The organism is Nostoc sp. (assembly GCF_036917315.1).
In the GTDB taxonomy this organism is placed as follows: domain Bacteria; phylum Cyanobacteriota; class Cyanobacteriia; order Cyanobacteriales; family Nostocaceae; genus Nostoc.
Genome location: NZ_JBALDR010000013.1, coordinates 251,080 through 270,310 on the forward strand (window position 1 = coordinate 251,080; position 19,231 = coordinate 270,310).

Consider the following 19,231-nt stretch of genomic DNA (forward strand, 5'->3'; position numbering starts at 1 on the left):
TTCAATACAGTTCAGATAAGACCAAAACACTTGTAGAGACGGCGATTTATCGCGTCTCGAAAACTACGATTTAGTTACCTGAAAATTACCATCACTTAGACGGTACAGTATTTCGCCAGCCTTTGGCACAAGCAATATACCTTCATCCTGTCGATTCGCCCATTCAGTGGGTTGAATGGTCGCCGGATCGCGATAGTTTAAATTATGAGCAGCACAGCGTTCAGCAGAAATGCCAGTCGCTAAAGTCACGCGAATTCGTGCTTGTTCTCCTTTTATCGGATCGAAAGTACCCATCCCTTTTAAGTGAGTACTATGAGCTAGCACTCCAGCAGGATACTCTTGGAATTTATCCCACTGTTTGAGAAAGTAATCCCGGACATGATAGCCAACTTCGGATAAAATTTCGCCGTGTGTATAGCTAAACTCGGTAATGTGAGGCGCATATATAATTACCTCGCCTCCATCGGCCACTACTGGCTCTAGCTTGTACATTCCTTTTGCTGCTGTCCAAATGTCATCATACATTTGGGGCATCACTGAAAGCACTTGTTTAAAAGGTCGATCTACATATTTAATATGCAGTTTAGCTGATAGTTTTGCAGCAGCTTCCCAAGCTGACTCTGGTCGATCTATATAAAGTCCAGCTAGCTGATTTGTTTTCGGTGCGACCACCATCGCCAAACAGAGCTTTGGGGTAGAAATCAGGTTAGCGGCTCGGTTAATCAAACGCCGGACTGGTGTGATTCCCAGCGTACCAATAATTTCGTAACAAGTAATTAAAGCACCTAACCAGTGGGAGAGATTAATTACTTCTTGACCACCAATACCAGGGAAAAAATATTTATTGCCACCAGAAAAACCGACAACTTCGTGAGGAAAAACTGGGCCGCAGATCGCGATTAAATCGTATTCTGTTACAAGCTTATTAATACGCACATCAACTGACTGATGCAGCATACCACTGCTAATTTCTGCTATTTCGTCTGCCGAAATTACTCCACAAGAAATAAAGGTATCTGGCTCATTCCAAAGATGGTTAAATATGCGAATTTTTTTAAAAGTTGTCTCTCGCTCCTCTGATGTCACTCCTACTAAGTGATTGATTTGTTCTTCACTCATGGGATTGTGTGTACCCAGAGCAATTAAAAAATCCAGAGCCGCTACTCTTTGACCCAACTCCTGATGAAGCAATCGAAACATTTGCGGGATGGGAGCAGTGCGGGTGCTATCTGGAATTAACACCAAGATGCGCTGTCCATCCAACTTAGGGTCTGCGAAAGCTTGATGAACTAACTCGGAAACTTGCTCATCTGAAAGTGTCCCGTTATTTACAGCCAGTGAATACATGACATTATTAAACTCCACTGTAGATACTAAATCCACCATCTACCGGCACAACTACCCCGTTAACAAAACTAGAACCAGCACTACATAACCAAATCAAGGTGCTGAGTAATTCATCTGGTTTTCCGAAACGTCCGGCGGGAGTATGGTCAATGATTTTTTGCCCGCGAACGGTCAAACTACCATCTGCATTTAAGAGTAAATCTCGATTTTGTTCGCCAATAAAAAAACCTGGTGCGATCGCATTTACTCGCATTCCATCACCATACTTTTGGGCGAGTTCTACAGCTAGCCAGCGAGTAAAGTTATCTATCCCCGCTTTCGCAGCTGAGTAGCCAACCACGCGGCTAATCGCTCGAATGGCAGACATAGAAGAAATATTGACAATGCAACCGTGGGGTTGATTTCTTTCCACCATTGCTTGACCAAAAACCTGACAAGGTAGTAAAGTGCCAACTAAGTTGAGGCTAACTACTTCCTCAAAGGCTGTATGTGGCATATCAAAAATAGTCGCATCAGCATTAATCGTGGCAGCCGGAATATTACCGCCAGCCATATTTACCAAGATATCTATCTCACCCCAACGCTGTATAATAACATCCCTAGCGATTTCTAATTGAGAGCGATCGCTAACATCTGCAACCACAGCCATACTTTCTCCACCATTAGCAGTAATCTCAGCAACCACCGCCCCCGCCCTGACTTCATTGCGACCCAGAACCACTACTCGCGCTCCAGCTAGAGCCAAACCCCTTGCCATAGCCCCACCAAGCACACCAGAACCACCAGTAACTACCGCAACCCGCTCCTTCAAGCTAAAAAGTTTACTTAAAATCAAATCTGGCATCAACCATTCCCCCGCTGATTTAAATTCGTAATACTTTGACTACGCTCAGTACAAGTTCGTAATTCGTAATTAAAAAAGTCAATATTTTATCTGGGTTTGCAGATTTCCTCTGTAGCTAGGAATAGGGCTTGTTTTCAAACTACTCGTTTAGCCTATAAGTTTTTAGATCCCCCTAAATCCCCCTTAAAAAGGGGGACTAAGAGTTTCTTAAAGTCCCCCTTTTAAGGGGGGTTGGGGGGATCTAAAACTTTGAAAACACGCTTTAGTTCTAATAGCTTGATTTCGGAAAATTAGTATTAGTCCAACTTATAAGCAACCTTAGCGAGGTCATAAGCCAAAGCACGAGCCATCTCATACCCTTCCTCCTCCTCCACCAATCCCCGTGCAACCAATCCAGCCAACCAATTACAAGCTACCCGCCGCCACACATTATGACGAGCCGGAATCGAAACAAAAGCCCGCGTATCATCATTAAATCCAGCAGTATTATAAATTCCCGCAGTTTCCATTACCTGATTGAAATAACGCTCCATACCATTTACGCTGTCGTGAAACCACCAAGGCGGCCCAAGCAATACACTGGGATAATGACCAGCTAACGGAGCCATTTCGCGGCTATAAGCGCTTTCATCCATGCCAAAAATGATTAAGCGGAAGCGCAGATCGCTACCGTAAGCTGACAACAACGGGTGCAGATTGTGAGTCCACTCTATTTTTACGGGAATATCAGCACCTTTATCAGCTCCAAATCTCTCAAATAATCCAGGGTTATGGTTACGCATCACACCACAATGCATTTGCATTACCAACCCATCTTCCACACTCATCCGCGCCATTTCCATGAAGATATGACCGGTAAAATGTTCTACATCACCTGGATTCAACTTGCCGACTAATGCTCTCGCAAAGATAGCTTCAGCTTCTTGGTCAGAAAGGCGTGTGGTATAAGGTGTAGCTGCACCTTGGTCGGTAGCCGTCGCGCCCATTTTTTTAAAGAAAGCTCGACGTTCTTCGAGAGCTTGCACAAAATTGGCGTAAGTGCTAATTTCTCTACCGATAGTGCTTTCCAACTTGCTAAGATTTTCGCGCCAACCAGGAGCATCCAGGTTAACTACTGCATCAGGACGAAAAGTCGGTCTAATTTGAGTAAAACCTTCTTCGTGGAGCGATCGCTGATTCTCCAGGTTATCACTGGCGGCATCGGTAGTACAAAGCACTTCGATATTAAAGCGTTTGAATAAAGCGCGAGGGGAAAACTCCGGTAAAGCTAACAAACCTTCTAGACAATCATAGATATATCCGGCGTTGCGAGAGTTTAAAGGTTCATCCATCCCAAAAACGTTAGTTAGTTCCTCTTTCAGCCACAATCCAGACGGAGTACCCTGGAATAGATAAAAATGGTCGGCGAACAATTGCCAGATTTTACGGTGGTCGGTTTCTCCTGGCGAACCATCATTGCTTGGTATGCCCAAAGCTTGCAGAGATACGCTCCGACTATAGAGCATCCTTAGCAGGTAGTGGTCAGGGATAATCAGTAATTCCGTCGGTGAACCAAAACGGGCTGCGGGATTAGCTAACAAAGCTGGATCTACGTGTCCGTGTGGGCAAACTAGAGGTAACGCAGATATGCTATCAAAAAATTGATGAGCTAATCGTCTTTGAACTGGTTCTGGAGAGAAGCAGCGATCGGGAGATAAACTCGGTTTTTTAGTTAACATAATTTTTGTATAAATTGTTTTGAATTTTAAATTGTTAATAATGCTGCACTGCTACCACGCTTTAATAGAAAAGGAGATAAAACACGGTTTTCCACAGTTTTTTCCTCTATTAAATCGAGTAACATTTGCATGGCATAGCCACCAATTTCCAACATTGGCTGGCTGATTGTGGTCAGTGCAGGCGTAACGTAACCGCCCAAAGCAATACCATCAAATCCGACGATACTTAAATTTCGCGGTACTAAAATACCTAATTCTTGGCAAGCTAACAGAGCGCCAATTGCCACCATATCGTTGTAACAAAATATGCCTGTTACTTCCGCAGTCAATAGTTTAGACAGCATATTTTGTCCGGTGTTCACATCGCTGGTTCTGGTATCATATTCGTCACTAATTGAAACCCAATCAGTATTTTGTGGAATACCAGCTTCCGCAAGGGCCATTTGATATCCTTCTAGGCGCTGCTGGTTCGACCTACTGCGATCGCCTACACCGAGATAACCAATGGCAGTGTGTCCCAGACTAATTAGATGCTCTGTGGCTAATTTAGCACCTAAGCGATCGTCTATTGCAACTGAATGAAATATTTCTGATTGGTCTTCAGTCTGACTATTAATTAGAACTGTTGGCACAGCAATTTGTGTGAGTTGTTTAGTATGCTGTTTACTAATTCGCGAGTCAGCTATTAAAATTCCATCCACCCTACGGCGATGAAAAGTATCAATAGCTGCCATTTCCTGCTCAAAATCTCGGTGTGAAGCACTCAATAAAACACTCAAACCCGCTGGTTTGGCTATCTTCTCGATTCCTTCTACCACCTCAGCGTAAAAGGGATCTGAAATTGAAGTTACTACTACACCAATAGTATTAGTACGTTTATTTTGCAAGCTTTGAGCAATAGCATTTGGCACATAGCTCATCTCCTCTGCTAGTCGCTTAATTTCTTCTCGCACTTTCGGGCTAATGAGAGCGTTATCTCGCAAAGCGCGTGAAACTGTAGAATGAGAAACGCCTGCTCTGCGGGCAATATCTTCAATTGAAATTCTTCGTTTATTCATTATTTTATCTTAGCTTTTAAATATTGCACACGTGTGCATTTGTATGTATTATAGAAAATAATCGTGATTTGTCAAGAGAATTTAGTACAACTCACATTTTGCATGGCAAGGAGTTAAAAGTCCTTACTTTCACCTCCGTCAATGATTACAACTACAAGTTACAAGTTACAAATTCCGAATTCCGAATTAGTTGAACTTTTATTAAGAAAAAAATGATTATTATCGTCATGGGTGTATCTGGTTCTGGAAAAACCACCATCGGAAAACTACTAGCAGACTCCTTAGAATGGGAATTTAGCGACGCTGATACTTTCCACTCGCCAGAGAATGTTGAGAAAATGCGGCGCGGTATCCCTCTGAGTGAAGATGACAGGATGCCTTGGTTACAAGATTTGCAAACAGCTATAAAACATTGGCTGCAAGAAAATAAAAATGTGGTGCTGGCGTGTTCGGCTTTAAAAGATAGCTATCGGAAATTTTTGGTATTGGATAGCGAACGCATCAAGCTAGTTTACCTCAAAGGGTCTTACGAGTTGATTCAAATGCGGTTACAAGAGCGTAGCAATCATTACATGAGCGATAAACTACTCGACAGCCAGTTTTATACCCTTGAAGAACCAGTAGATACTCTATGCATGGATGTTGCACAGCCACCCCAGATAATTGTCCAAAACATTAGAACTGCTCTGGAAATTTAGCTGAGTGATGGCAACCGTAATATTAAGATTAATCACGTATCTAGGAAAACACGAACTTTTGGCAACTAAATCACATCACATGTAAGTCTAAAGAAATATTAAAGCAAGCAGATAACTGTAATGGTAGGAGAAAACTAATGTTTATAAGATTAGCGCAACAGCATCAGCAATTCGTCCAAGACTTGGTAATGAACCTACAAGCCTTGACAATTATACTTGAGCGGCGTGGCTATACTGCCTCATGTTATACATGCGGCGACCAAATGAACAGTGCTTCATTTATGGTTAGCCTAAGAGAAAAGCACCTGATTCGGTTTTTAGTATCTGATTACGGAATTACTTGGATGGAATTGTGGGACGATCGCGAATTAATGAAGTTGGAGGGTGCAGAAGCGATCAACCAGCTACAAGAGTTGGCTAATCTTGTTAAGTATTGCACTACTGTACAATTGACAAATTGATACTAGGCTGGTTGAGTCAGACATAAAAATTAATAACATATTTTGCACACGTGTGCAAAATAAAAGATTAGCTTATATTTACTAAATTCATGCACAGATATGCAAAAAACAAAAGCACCTTTTTTATTCTGAACCAAACAGATTTGGATAAAACACTTGGCGAAGTAAAGCGTGTATAAATATGCAAGGGCGAAATGAAACTTAACACGCATTTTTGCACACGTGTGCAAAAATAAATAATAAGTCGAATACAGGTTTTGCACACCTGTGCATAATAGAGTGCGAAAGTACCATTTAACAAATACAATATCGACAAGTAGGAAGATATGTCTCAAACTCTAAATAATGCCACTCTTCAAGTTCAAAACAATCCCTTACGTTCGCTAGAAGAATGGGAAGAAGACTTACTTAATCGTTATCCCGATCCAGACAGCATAGTTAAAGAAGGTAAAACCACCGAAGAGTATAGGAATTACGAAACGACTATTAGAGATACGGTGAAAGAGTTTTATCGGTTAAATCATATTAATCAAACATATAATTTTGTACTTCAAAAAGAAAAAGAATTTTTGAAGTTTGATAAAAAAGAAATGTCTGTTTGGGATGCGGTCGAATTTTTGAATCAATTAGTTGATGATTCCGATCCTGATACAGACATGGATCAGTTACAGCATCTATTGCAAACATCAGAAGCCATTCGCGCCGATGGTCATCCTGACTGGATGGTACTTACTGGCTTCTTTCACGATATGGGGAAAGTGCTTTGTCTGTTTGGTGAACCGCAATGGGCTACCGTAGGCGATACTTATCCTGTCGGTTGTGCATTTTCTGATAAGATTGTTTTCTCAGAATTCTTTAAAGAAAATCCCGATTATCATAACCCCGATTACAACACTAAATATGGCATTTATGAGCCTAACTGTGGATTGAGTAATGTACATATGTCATGGGGGCATGATGAGTATTTTTATCAGATGATGAAAAACTATTTGCCCGAACCTGCATTATATATGCTTCGCTATCACTCATTTTATCCTCAACATCGTGACAATGCCTATGAACATTTGATGGATAAACACGATCGAGAAATGTTTAAATGGGTACGTTTGTTCAATCCCTACGATTTGTATTCAAAAAACCCTATTCCTCCTGAGTGGCAGAAATTAAAATCATACTATGAAGATTTGGTGGCTAAATATTTACCCGCAACATTAAAGTTTTAAACTGCATAAAAATATATCAATTGAGGAGTCAAAATTCAGATGTGAAAGCATAAAACAGGTAACAAGTGTTTTTTATTCCCAATCAAGCATAGAAATATTATCTTGTTTACTCCTCTATTGTTTTCAAGTAATAGAGGAGTAATAACAAATAAGTTCGCTTGACAAGCAGATTTGAGTTAATTTCTAAAATCTAACCAAAGGATGTTTACACTTTTCAAAATCTAGCATTCTAAATAAAAAGCTCTTCTCATAATTCGCTCTTTTCTGAAGTAGATTGATTGCGAAATGTTACCGATTTTAAATCTTCTATAAATCTGAAATTTCCTGATTACTGCAAATGCTTTACTATGAAGACTTTAGATGATGTGCAAGGAAATATAAACGCTTTTTTGTTTGTAAAGTTCGATAAAGAAAAATAATTTTTACTAGGGAGTAAGATAAAATTAAAAAAGTAAAAACAAAATAAATTTTTACAATTTTAAGAAAACTAATTTCTGGAAGTTTCACTCAAAAGCTCTTTTCAAACTATGTACTACCAAAGTAATTCACTAATAAATAATCTAATTAATTTTAATTAGTGTGGTGTTCATAGTTTTGCTTTAAATAATAAAACATCTAGTTTTGTGGAACTAATAGCAGTAACTCCAATTCCGTCAATTCATAAGACCTTTGGAGTCAGAATTACAAAAGCTACTAGTATCACTAGGTTAGGTCTAAAGGTTTCAGACCTAGTTCAGATTGTGATGACTGTGCAGATTTATATTCTGTTGACCTTTCTCAAATTTAAATCCATTGTTAGAAATAGATGAATATGAAGAGAATTTCGCTCATAGTTGGCATATTAGGTTTCGCGGTTGTTGGTTGTACAAATGGCGCTCAAAATAACAACGCTGCTACTAATACTACTAACAAGGCTACTAATATAAGTGCAGAAAATCTTAGTACTCCAGATAAAAAATTGCAAACAATCGGCGTCGCCTTGGGTGACTTAGGCAATCCTTTCTATAATGCAGTCCAGAAGGGGGCTGAGACAGAAGCCCAGAAAATCGGCGGTAATATCAGAGTTAATGCAGTTTCCAGTGCCTTTGACCTAAACCAACAAACCAACCAAATCGAAAACTTTACGGCTGCAAATACTGACCTAATTATCCTCAGCGCTGTTGATAAAAAAGGAGTTAAGCCAGTTATTGACCAAGCAAGGCTTGCAGGTAGGGTTGTGATTGCATTAGATTCAGCCGTTGATGCCGATGTGGATGCAATGATTAGTTCCAACAATACCCAAGCTGGTGAGGTTGCTTGTCAATATATTGCCGATCGCCTCAAAGGTCAAGGTAGTGTAGTCATTCTCAACGGTACTCCGATGGACTCAATCAATCAGCGAGTCAGTGGCTGTGAGAAATCATTGTCTAAATATCCGAATATTAAACTCATCTCTAAAGAGCAAAATGCTGAAGGGACAAGGGATGGAGGACTAAGAGTCATGAGCGATTTGCTGACAACCTTTCCGAAAATTGATGCTGTTTTTGCCACTAACGACCAAAGCGGTGTCGGCGCAGATTTAGCAGCTAAACAAGCAAGACGTAAAGAATTTTTTATTGTTGGGGTTGATGGATCGCCAGATGCAACCAAAGCAATGGAAGATAAGGATGGTGTATTTGCTGCAACTGCTGCTCAAAATCCCGCAGGGATGGCTGAAAAAGCGGTTCAGATTGGCAACGATATCATCCAGGGTAAAAAACCTGAGTCACCAAATATTCTGATTCCAGTCAAGTTGGTTACTAGAGAGAACCTCAGCAACTATCAAGGCTGGTAATTTGTAATTCGTAAATTACAACAGACAGAAAAAGGCTTGGTAAAGGAAGGTTACGCGATGTACAACTTATCCTTAGAACCCCTCTCCAAACCTCTCCCCCACAGGGAGAGAGGCTTTGATTCTTGCTCCCCTTCCCCTGTAGGGAAGGGGTTGGGGGTTAGGTCTGAGAGAAAGTTGCACACGGCGTAAGGTTAGTATATTTGACCCGGTTTTTAAATACATCGGTTCCAAATTTTGTGTAACTAAGAATCACTTGTAGGAAATATATGAATGTGAAAAAGATTGCGATCGCAGCTAGCTTACTTGGTATCATCAGTGGCAGTCTTGTCGGCTGTACAAATGGTTCTCCCGATGGCAACACAGCTACTAACACTGATACTAAACCTGCTACCAATACCAGTGCAGAGACTCAAACTGCTACTAGCAATGGAAAATTAAAATCAGTTGCCTTTACGGTTGGTGATTTAAGTAATCCTTTCTTCGTTCTCATGGGACAAGCAACTGAGGCAGAAGCGAAGAAAATCGGCGGTAAGGATGTCAATGTTACCGTAGTTTCCAGTGCCTATGATCTCAACCAACAAGCCAATCAAATTGAAAATTTCACAGCTTCCAATACTGACATCATTATTGTCAATGCTGCTGATAAAAGTGGTATTAAGCCAGCAATTGAAAAAGCGAAGCAAGCAGGTAGAATTGTCATTGCGGTAGATACAGGTGCGGAAGGAGGTGTAGATGCCACTATTACAACTAATAATGTCCAAGCTGGAGAAGTTAGTTGCAAGTATATTGCTGACCGCCTCAAGGGTAAAGGCAATGTTGTCATAGTTAACGGGCCGCCAGTGGATTCGGTGATTCAGCGAGTTACTGGCTGCGAGAACGTATTGTCTAAATATCCCGACATCAAAATACTCTCCAAAAACCAAAATGCCGAGGGTAGTCGGGATGGAGGACTCAGAGTGATGACTGATTTGCTGACAACCTTTCCAAAGATTGATGCGGTTTTTGCCATCAACGATCCCAGTGGAGTCGGTGCAGAACTAGCGGCGAACCAAGCACAACGTAAAGATTTCTTTATTGTCGGGGTTGATGGTGCGCCAGAAGCAATAACTGCGATCGCAGCGAAAGATGGTATATATGCAGCAACTGCTACTCAAAATCCGCGAGGAATGGCCGAAAAAGCAGTTCAAGTTGGCAACGACATTTTAAATGGGAAAAAACCTAGCAGTTCTACCATTTTGATTCCAGTTAAGTTGATTACAAAAGATAACGTCAGCACAGAAAAAGGCTGGAAGTAATAGAAATTGTGAATTTGCAATTGAAAAATATGTCTTTTGATATCAATCTTTTGGTGCATTTGTAAAGTTTTTGCACATACCTAGAATGTCTGGCGGTTTTCACTTAAATTAATACCAAACCTCATCTTTGTTCCTGTCTTTTCTTTAATAGAAAGATGGGTTTATCAAGAGGTTAAAACTCTGCTGCACCTAATTGAGAACCGCTATGTATGTGCATCAGGGGAAAGTTTGCGTGTCTTTTTATAGCACTCAGACTTTCCCAACAACTTCTTTAAGTAACGTTAACAAGCAAGTATGAAAATATCTCTTCCCCATTTCCTATTTTCAAACTAGTAGTCAGCTTTTAAAACATGATTTTGCGATCGATCAAATATGAATTTATTAATTTCTAATTCAGGTTCGCAAATTTTAAATAGTTTTTACAGGTTTTGCTCATGACAACCAATATTGAAACCTCACGTTCTGATACACCAACTAGCACTCCAGTGTTAGAAATGCAAGGAATTACAAAACGATTTCATGGTGTCTCTGCGCTCCAAAATGTTAATCTCACGATTTATCCGGGAGAAGTTCACGCCCTGATGGGTGAAAACGGCGCAGGCAAAAGCACATTGATGAAAATCCTGGCTGGGGCTTACATTGCCGATGAAGGAGAAATTCGGATCAATGGTCAACCCCTAAAAATTACCGACCCAGCGACAGCACGGAAGGCGGGTATTAATCTCATTTATCAAGAACTGAATGTTGCACCGAATTTAACCGTTACCGAAAATATGTTTATGGGTAGCGAGTTGCGGCGAGGTCAGCTTTTAGACCGCAAAGCGATGCAACTGGAAGCAGAAGAAGTGCTGGAAAGCCTGGGAGCTAATTTTACCGCCCAAACTATAGTTGGTACTTTGTCCATTGCCGAACAGCAGCAAGTGGAAATTGCCAGGGCGCTGAAGGATAAAAGCCGCGTTTTGGTGATGGATGAACCAACAGCAGCATTGTCTGACCGCGAGAGCGACCATTTATTTGAGGTCATTCGCAAACTGCGGCGTGATGGTATTGCGATTATTTACATCAGCCATCGCATGGAAGAAATCTATGCCCTAGCTGACCGGATTAGCGTGTTGCGTGATGGTCAATATATTGGCAGTCTCACACGCAGCGAAATTTCTCCGCAGCGATTGGTGCAGATGATGGTTGGTCGCTCCATGCAAGACTTTTACGAACATCAACGGCAAATGAATCCTGGCCCAGTGGTACTGTCAGTCAGAAATATGAGCGACGCCCGCAAGAAGATTGAGCCGGCTAGTTTTGAACTTCATGCTGGAGAAATTCTCGGTTTAGCTGGGTTGGTTGGTGCCGGACGCACAGAACTATCCCGGCTGATTTTTGGTGCAGACCGTAAAGCTAGTGGTGAAGTATTCTTGAATGGCAAAAAACTGGAAATTAATACCCCCAGTGATGCCATTGAAGCGGGAATTGGCTACGTTCCAGAAGACCGCAAAGACCAAGGTTTATTTCTGGAGATGAGCGCCCGCAAGAATATTGCCATCAACACACTCAAGCAAGATGCCAAAGGTGGAATTGTTAACTGGCCTTCAGTGAATCGCCTGTCAACAGACGCGGTGGAAAACTTTAATATCCGCCTAGCCAATTTGGAAATTAGAGCGCTCGATCTTTCTGGTGGTAATCAACAGAAGCTACTGCTAGCGCGTTGGTTAGCCATTAAACCGAGAGTGTTGATGTTAGATGAACCGACACGCGGCGTAGATATCGGTGCTAAAAGTGAAATTTACCGAATTATGAGCGAATTAGCAGCACAAGGTGTTGCTATTTTAATGGTTTCCAGCGAACTATCAGAGATTGTCGGCATGAGCGATCGCGTCTTAGTGATGCGAGAAGGACAACTGGTAGGCGAACTGGATGGCAGTCTTGGCAAAGAAATCACCCAAGAAAAGATTATGCACTACGCAACTGGAGCATCGGAGGTATCAGCATTATGAGTCAGACAGTCAGACCGCCTATCAATAAATCAGCCAACAATCCCGCAGCTCGCAACCGGAAATCAATCAGCACCCTGTTGGAAGTTGCGGGTATTTTGCCAATCTTAGTAATTATCTGCATCTTATTTGCATTCCTTTCTCCCAACTTCCTCACCGGCGGTAACATCGTCAATATCTTGCGTCAGGCATCAATCAATATTGTGCTAGCGACAGGAATGACCTTTGTAATTCTCACCGGAGGTATTGACCTTTCGGTTGGGTCAATCTTAGCTGTTTCTGCGGTAGTTGCATTGCTGGTATCGCTACTACCGGCTTTAAGTTGGGCGGCTGTACCTGCTGCATTGCTAGCAGGATTGCTTTTAGGCTTACTCAACGGCGCTCTGATCACCTTTTTGGATGTGCCACCTTTTATTGTCACCTTGGGTTCACTTACCGCCTTGCGGGGTGTGGGCTTCTTGATTGCCAAAGGTACAACCTTGATTAATCGGGACATAAATTTTGCTTGGGTGGGTAATACATACGTCGGTCCCTTTCCTTGGCTAGTGATAATTGCGCTACTGACTGTAATAGCTAGCTGGTTTGTGTTGCGGCAAACTGTTTTAGGAGTGCAGATATATGCCGTTGGTGGTAACGAACGGGCAGCCAGATTAACAGGGATTAAAGTTAATCGGGTGTTGTTATTTGTCTATGGTATTAGCGGATTATTGGCAGGCTTAGGAGGAATCATGAGCGCCAGCCGTCTTTATAGTGCCAGTGGCGTATTAGGTCAGGGTTATGAATTAGATGCGATCGCAGCTGTTATTCTAGGTGGAACCAGCTTTACAGGTGGTATTGGTACTATTGGCGGCACACTTTTAGGTGCATTAATCATTGCTATTCTCAACAACGGTTTAACCTTGTTGAACCTCTCTTACTTCTGGCAACTAGTCGTCAAAGGACTAGTAATTATTTTGGCAGTAATGATCGATCGGTTACGCAGACGTTCTAGACGTTGAACAAAAGGCAGGGGAGCTGGGGAGCAGAGGAGAAGTTGCAGTAAGTCTTTCCCCTCTGCCCCTCCGCCCCTCTGCCCCTCTGCCCCTCCGCCCCTCTGCCCCTCTGCTCCTCTGCCCCTCCGCCCCTCTGCTCCTCCGCCCCTCCGCCCCTCTGCCTCCTATACCCAATTCCCAATAATATATAAACTTATGTCTACCACTACTGTTCGTCGTAAAGCCAACACGTTTTATGTAATTTTGATTGCTGGTGCTGCGGCACTCGGCGGGTTTTTATTCGGTTTTGACACTGCTGTAATCAACGGTGCGGTTTTATCTCTAGCAAAAGCTTTTAACACCAGTAGTTGGATAACAGGGCTAGCAGTGTCCCTAGCATTACTGGGTTCTGCCGTAGGAGCCTTCTTTGCTGGACAGATTGCAGACCGTTATGGTCGAGTCAATGCAATGGTGGTCGCTTCGGCGTTGTTTACTATCAGTGCCATTGGCTCTGGGTTTGCCTTCACTATCTGGGATTTTATCTTTTGGCGAGTATTAGGTGGGATTGGCATCGGCGTTGCTAGCGTCATCGCACCAGCTTACATTGCCGAATGTTCTCCCACCCATTTGCGGGGAAGGTTAGGATCTCTGCAACAATTAGCGATCGTAGTCGGAATTTTCGTTGCCTTATTGAGCGACTACTTTATCGCTACGTCAGCAGGTTCAGCAGACTCGCCGTTTTTGTTTGGGGTTGCAGCTTGGCGCTGGATGTTTTGGACAGCAGTCCCACCAGCAGTATTCTACGGGATGGTAGCTTTAACAATTCCTGAATCTCCCCGTTACTTGGTTGCTAAAGGACGAGAATCAGAAGCTGCTAACGTTCTGACCAAGATTTTAGGGGGTGACGTACTGCCAAAAATCGAAGAAATTCGGCAGACAGTGCTTCGCGAACGCCAACCCAGGTTTTCTGACCTCTTAAGCAGAAGTGGCGGACTCCTCCCCATTGTTTGGATAGGAATAGGCTTATCTGTATTACAGCAATTTGTTGGGATTAATGTAATCTTTTACTACAGCAGCGTTTTGTGGCGGGCAGTCGGGTTTTCCGAAAAAGATTCCCTATCAATCACCGTGATTACAGGAGCCGTCAACATTATTACAACACTGATTGCGATCGCCTTTGTAGATAAATTTGGTCGCAAGCCCTTACTGATAATAGGGTCGGTTGGCATGACCTTGACCTTGGGGACGATGGCTTATCTTTTTGGCCATGCTCCCCTCGATGCTGCTGGGAACCCCAATCTTACCGGAAGTGCCGGGACTATGGCTCTCATCGCAGCCAACCTCTATGTATTTTGCTTCGGTTTCTCCTGGGGGCCAGTGGTTTGGGTACTGTTGGGAGAAATGTTTAATAACAAAATTCGAGCCGCTGCACTTTCAATTGCTGCTGCTATGCAATGGGTTGCGAATTTCATCATTTCCACAACATTTCCTCCTATACTGCAATATTTCGGTCTAGGTTCTGCCTATGGACTCTATACAGTTGCAGCAGCTACCTCATTCTTTTTCATTCTCTTTTTTATTAAGGAAACCAAAGGGATTGAGTTAGAGGATATGTAATTCGTAGTCTCATCAAGTCGGGAGCATCCCAATTTTGCCAAAAAACACAGGGCTGGTACAGAATCTCTCTAGAAACCTCTTTCCTTTGCGGTTCGTTATTTCATTCTCCACCTAAGTCCAAATACCCTATAAAGATAAACTTGCACATTTGGGATGCTCCCCATCAAGTCTGATTTTGCCACAAGTATTATGACAGGTTAAGAAAGTTTGTAGTAAGCACTTTAGTGCTGAGATGAGAGTTAGAGCCACCCACTACGAACTTATCAAAGTTAATTTGGTGAAATAGATACAAACTCTCGCTTCAGTCAATCAGTAAAAAGATGGAAACTATCAATACGGCTCTTTGTTCTTCTGGTTTATCCGGCATGGTATTTCATGCGCCGTTTATTGATTTACATCCCGGATTTAAATTAGCAGGTTCTTGGGAAAGAAGCAAAAAGCTGATACAACAACAATATCCTGATGTCAAAAGCTATCCTTCTTTGGAAGCATTGCTAGCAGACGAGCGAGTAATCTTAGTGGTAGTAAATACACCCACTTATACCCATTACGATTATGCTAAACAAGCATTGCTGGCAGATAAACATGTAGTGGTAGAAAAAGCATTCACCACAACGGTAGCAGAAGCAAAACATCTCAAAGAATTGGCACAAAAACAGGGGAAAAAATTATCTGTATATCAAAATCGGAGGTGGGATAGTGATTTTCAAACAGTCAAAAAAATTGTTCAAGCAGGCTTATTAGGTGATATTGTTGAAGCAGAATTTCAATTTCAAAAATATAAGCCAACCCTCAGTCATAAACAACATGTTGAAGTTCCCAGTCCGGGGGCAGGAACATTAAACAATTTAGGGCCGCACTTAATAGACCAAGCTTTGCATCTATTTGGGATGCCTGATGCTATTTTTGCAGACATCCGTATCACTAGGCTGCGATCGCAGGTAGATGATTGTTTTGAGTTGATACTATACTACGACAAACTGCGCGTCAAATTAAAAGCAAGTTTTCTTGTGCGTGAGCCTGCACCTGCCTATATCATACATGGCACTAAGGGTTCTTTTCTCAAAAGTAGAGCCGATAAGCAAGAAGAGTATTTAGTGGCGGGTATGAAGCCTAACACACTTGATTGGTATACAGAGCCGGAAAGTGAATATGGCTTGCTGCATACAGAAAAAGACACAAAAGTCATTCGAGAAAAAGTCAAAAGCTCACAGGGAAGCTATTTAGGTTATTACGATGCAGTCTATAAATCTATTGTTAGTAATCAGCCAATTGCTGTTACCGCCGAAGACGGAATTAATGTAATGAAAATTATAGAAGCAGCTATTAAAAGCAGCAACGAGCAAAAAGTCATAACGTTGCTTGAAGTGAGCTAAAACTCCAACTTAAAATATGTAATTTTAATGTTGATTAGCTCATACTTTGGTTCGAGGATAATTTATTTCGATTACAAGCTCATAATTCAACCATTTTCAATTAATAAATCAATGCTAAAAACTATTTTTCCTAGCTTTTTTATTTTATTTTTGGCAATTCCAGCAGTTTGGGCAGCACCTCCAGAAGACGATCCGAATACAGCAGATGCTAATCGGAGTTTGCAGGGACAAGTCACTTCTGTTTCCCAGTTTTCTGATGTACAACCAACCGATTGGGCATTTGGTGCATTGCAATCGCTGGTAGAACGCTACGGTTGTATTGCAGGTTATCCCAATTCTACCTATCGCGGCAACCGTGCCTTAACCCGTTATGAGTTTGCCGCAGGTTTAAATGCTTGTTTGGATCGGATTAATGAGTTAATTTCTACAGCTACTAGCGATTTAGTTAATAAGCAAGATTTGGCAGTGATGCAAAAGTTGCAGCAAGACTTTGCCGCAGAACTGACAACTCTGCGCGGACGAGTAGATACCTTAGAAGCACATACAGCAACATTGGAGGCGCAGCAGTTTTCTACTACTACTAGGTTGAATGCTCAAATTATTACCGCTATTAGTGATACCTTTGGCGATCGGGTAGGTGGCGATCGCGATGAATCCAATCTCTACTTTTCAAATCGGGGTCGTCTCAACTTTGAGAGCAGTTTCACTGGCAAAGATTTATTGCGAGTCCGGTTAGAATTTGGTAACTTTGCGAATTCCAATGGTGCAAGCCAAATTGCCGCAGCCACAGGCACAGGGATGACACGCCTGAACTTCGATTATGACAGCAACGAGACACTTTTTGTCCCCCACATCCGTTATTACTTCCCAGTCAGTGAATCCCTTAACTTCGTTGTTGGGCCTACAGGCATTGGTTACACCGACATTTCCACCACCGTCACTCCCCCCACAATCGCTGATGACGGCAATGGGGTTCCCTCACTTTTTGGATCGTACAGTCCCTTATTCCGGCGAGGTGGCGGTGGTGCAGCCGCTAACTGGAACATTACTAAAGACTTGGTTCTTACCTTGGGCTATTTAGCAAACACTCCCAATGTGCCATCGGGGAGCAACGGCTTGTTTGATGGCGGCTACAATGCCCTGGCGCACTTAGCCTATTACGGTAAGGAAGGAGCAATTGGTGTTGCCTACTCTCATGGCTATAGCCCTGGTGGAATACCTGATATCTCCGCTGGAACGGGTAGCGTCTTGTCAAACGCTCCCTTTGGCAACAACATTGCTACTTCCAACGATATTGTCGGCACACAGGGATACTATCGCTTCTCCCCGAATTTCCAAGTCCACGCTTGGGGTGGATATATTTGGGCAAATGCCAAGAGTTCTGGTTTGAGTGATATTTCCAATGGTAGGGGTGGAACGGATTCTCTATTTGTGAACAATGGTGCCAATGCCAATGTCTGGTTTGGGGCTGTTGGTGTGTCGTTTCCCGATGTGGGTGGTAGAGGCAATCTCCCAGGAATTCTCTTTGGTATACCACCCCATGTCTCTAACAGTGATGTCCGTCAAGACCGAGACAACGCTTACCATATCGAAGCATTTTATCGTTATCGGCTAAATGACAACATCTCAGTTACTCCTGGTTTTTGGGTGATTCTCAACCCGGAAAACGACAGCAGGAATGATACGCAGTATGTGGGTGTGCTTCGCACAACCTTCGATTTTTAACTGAATGTCAATGGTTTGCTTGTCAACAGAGTGCTGAATACTCAGCACTCTTTAAGAACTTCCAGTGAAAAAACAAAAACTATTCTTCTGTTACTACCAAATTCCACAGCACATCAATCCCATTTCCTACATATTTTGAATCGTGGTTTTGTGAAATCCATTCGGCGACAGTAGCAGTAACATTGCTGGAGTTTTTGATTTTTAAAGCTCTTTGGGGAATGAATTAGCCCTGCCTGAGCGGTTACGATTTATTTTATATTTTTTCTTAACTGTCTTAACTGTCTTAACTGTCCTTGTTTTAAATAAAATATTGTGAAATACTGTCAACTAAATTCATCTGTGCGGGATAGTTTAACAGCAAAGTTGATATAACATTTCATATAACGGAGATTAAATATGCCTCTTGTTGAAACTCAAGATTTGTTGGATCGAAAATTCGATGTTTGTTTTACTCATGCTGATGTGAACGGTAACGGCATTCTAGAACAAGCCGATGTACTCGCTCTCGCCGCTCGCGTTGCTACTTATCTCGGCGAGCCTATGGGCAGTCCCAAAACACAGAAACTGTTCCAAACGTTTGAACACTTTTGGACTCATGTACAAGCCAAGATGGATGTTGATAACGATGGCCAAGTGACTCCAGAGGAATGGCGCAATGGCTTAAAGTCCTTCGCCGAAGATTCAGAAGCCTATAAATCAGCCTTCCATCCCCTTGCAAAAGCGATTTTCACAATCTGCGATCGAGACGACAACGGTTTCCTCGAACAAAGTGAGTTCGCCAAATTCCACCAAGCTTTTGGCTGTAAGGCGGCGAACAGCCAGCTAGCTTTCCAGAAGCTCGACAGCAACGGCAACGGACAGCTTACGGTCGATGAACTCCTGATCGCGTGGCAGGAATACTACACCAGTAGCGACCAAAATGCGGGAGGCAACTGGCTGTACGGCGACGTTTGGGACAATACGGTGGTTGTCGGCAGCAAGACAAGATGACCTACTCAAGCGTCGTTGCCAGACTGATGCGACCCAAGCTTAGGTAGTGCAACGATTCACAAAAAATTATGCCATATAGTTAAAAATCCTTATCTGAAAAGGTTTTC

Annotated in this window: 15 protein-coding genes; 11 read left to right on the forward strand and 4 right to left on the reverse strand. The window is 42.4% G+C overall.

From position 1 onward, the window contains the following. Positions 1–63 precede the first annotated feature (63 nt). The 4 genes from V7K84_RS07430 to V7K84_RS07445 form a co-directional block, all read right to left on the reverse strand. A complete protein-coding gene (locus V7K84_RS07430; protein WP_334837160.1) occupies positions 64–1,386 on the reverse strand; it encodes a lactate racemase domain-containing protein in 1,323 nt (440 codons plus the stop codon). Next, complete coding sequence (locus V7K84_RS07435; protein ID WP_334837161.1) at positions 1,355–2,191, reverse strand: SDR family oxidoreductase; 837 nt, start codon at positions 2,189–2,191, stop codon at positions 1,355–1,357. Before V7K84_RS07435 ends, V7K84_RS07430 begins: the two co-directional genes overlap by 32 nt. 296 nt (positions 2,192–2,487) lie before the next feature. Further along, positions 2,488–3,909, reverse strand: a complete 1,422-nt coding sequence (gene uxaC / locus V7K84_RS07440; protein ID WP_334837162.1) for a glucuronate isomerase — start codon at positions 3,907–3,909, stop codon at positions 2,488–2,490. A 26-nt stretch (positions 3,910–3,935) separates the two neighbouring features. Further along, complete coding sequence (locus tag V7K84_RS07445; protein WP_334837163.1) at positions 3,936–4,967, reverse strand: LacI family DNA-binding transcriptional regulator; 1,032 nt, start codon at positions 4,965–4,967, stop codon at positions 3,936–3,938. A 212-nt stretch (positions 4,968–5,179) separates the two neighbouring features. On the opposite strand from V7K84_RS07445, the gene V7K84_RS07450 reads away from it, so the two are divergent. The 11 genes from V7K84_RS07450 to V7K84_RS07500 all read left to right on the forward strand — a co-directional run bounded on the left by V7K84_RS07450 (position 5,180) and on the right by V7K84_RS07500 (position 19,124). Further along, positions 5,180–5,665, forward strand: coding sequence for a gluconokinase (locus tag V7K84_RS07450; RefSeq protein WP_334837164.1), 486 nt, complete (start codon positions 5,180–5,182; stop codon positions 5,663–5,665). Between the two features lie 137 nt (positions 5,666–5,802). Beyond that, positions 5,803–6,126: a DUF1815 family protein gene (locus V7K84_RS07455; RefSeq protein WP_334837165.1), complete on the forward strand. Its 324-nt coding sequence runs from the start codon at positions 5,803–5,805 to the stop codon at positions 6,124–6,126. 326 nt (positions 6,127–6,452) lie between these two features. Further along, on the forward strand, positions 6,453–7,349 hold the full coding sequence (locus V7K84_RS07460) for an inositol oxygenase family protein (protein WP_334837166.1): 897 nt from the start codon (positions 6,453–6,455) through the stop codon (positions 7,347–7,349). An 811-nt stretch (positions 7,350–8,160) separates the two neighbouring features. Continuing rightward, positions 8,161–9,162 carry a substrate-binding domain-containing protein gene (locus V7K84_RS07465; protein WP_334837167.1) on the forward strand — a complete coding sequence of 334 codons (1,002 nt, stop codon included), beginning with the start codon at positions 8,161–8,163 and terminating at the stop codon, positions 9,160–9,162. A 266-nt stretch (positions 9,163–9,428) separates the two neighbouring features. Then, on the forward strand, positions 9,429–10,457 hold the full coding sequence (locus V7K84_RS07470) for an ABC transporter substrate-binding protein (RefSeq protein WP_334837168.1): 1,029 nt from the start codon (positions 9,429–9,431) through the stop codon (positions 10,455–10,457). Between the two features lie 434 nt (positions 10,458–10,891). Continuing rightward, positions 10,892–12,448, forward strand: a complete 1,557-nt coding sequence (locus V7K84_RS07475) for a sugar ABC transporter ATP-binding protein (protein ID WP_334837169.1) — start codon at positions 10,892–10,894, stop codon at positions 12,446–12,448. Beyond that, positions 12,445–13,443 carry an ABC transporter permease subunit gene (locus tag V7K84_RS07480; protein WP_334837170.1) on the forward strand — a complete coding sequence of 333 codons (999 nt, stop codon included), beginning with the start codon at positions 12,445–12,447 and terminating at the stop codon, positions 13,441–13,443. The genes V7K84_RS07475 and V7K84_RS07480 overlap by 4 nt, the downstream gene beginning before the upstream one ends. A gap of 189 nt (positions 13,444–13,632) precedes the next feature. Then, positions 13,633–15,033, forward strand: a complete 1,401-nt coding sequence (locus V7K84_RS07485) for a sugar porter family MFS transporter (protein ID WP_334837171.1) — start codon at positions 13,633–13,635, stop codon at positions 15,031–15,033. A 320-nt stretch (positions 15,034–15,353) separates the two neighbouring features. Continuing rightward, positions 15,354–16,409 carry a Gfo/Idh/MocA family oxidoreductase gene (locus V7K84_RS07490; protein WP_334837172.1) on the forward strand — a complete coding sequence of 352 codons (1,056 nt, stop codon included), beginning with the start codon at positions 15,354–15,356 and terminating at the stop codon, positions 16,407–16,409. 111 nt (positions 16,410–16,520) lie between these two features. Next, a complete protein-coding gene (locus V7K84_RS07495) occupies positions 16,521–18,134 on the forward strand; it encodes an iron uptake porin (RefSeq protein ID WP_334837173.1) in 1,614 nt (537 codons plus the stop codon). A gap of 396 nt (positions 18,135–18,530) precedes the next feature. After that, a complete protein-coding gene (locus tag V7K84_RS07500) occupies positions 18,531–19,124 on the forward strand; it encodes an EF-hand domain-containing protein (RefSeq protein ID WP_334837174.1) in 594 nt (197 codons plus the stop codon). Positions 19,125–19,231 lie beyond the last annotated feature (107 nt).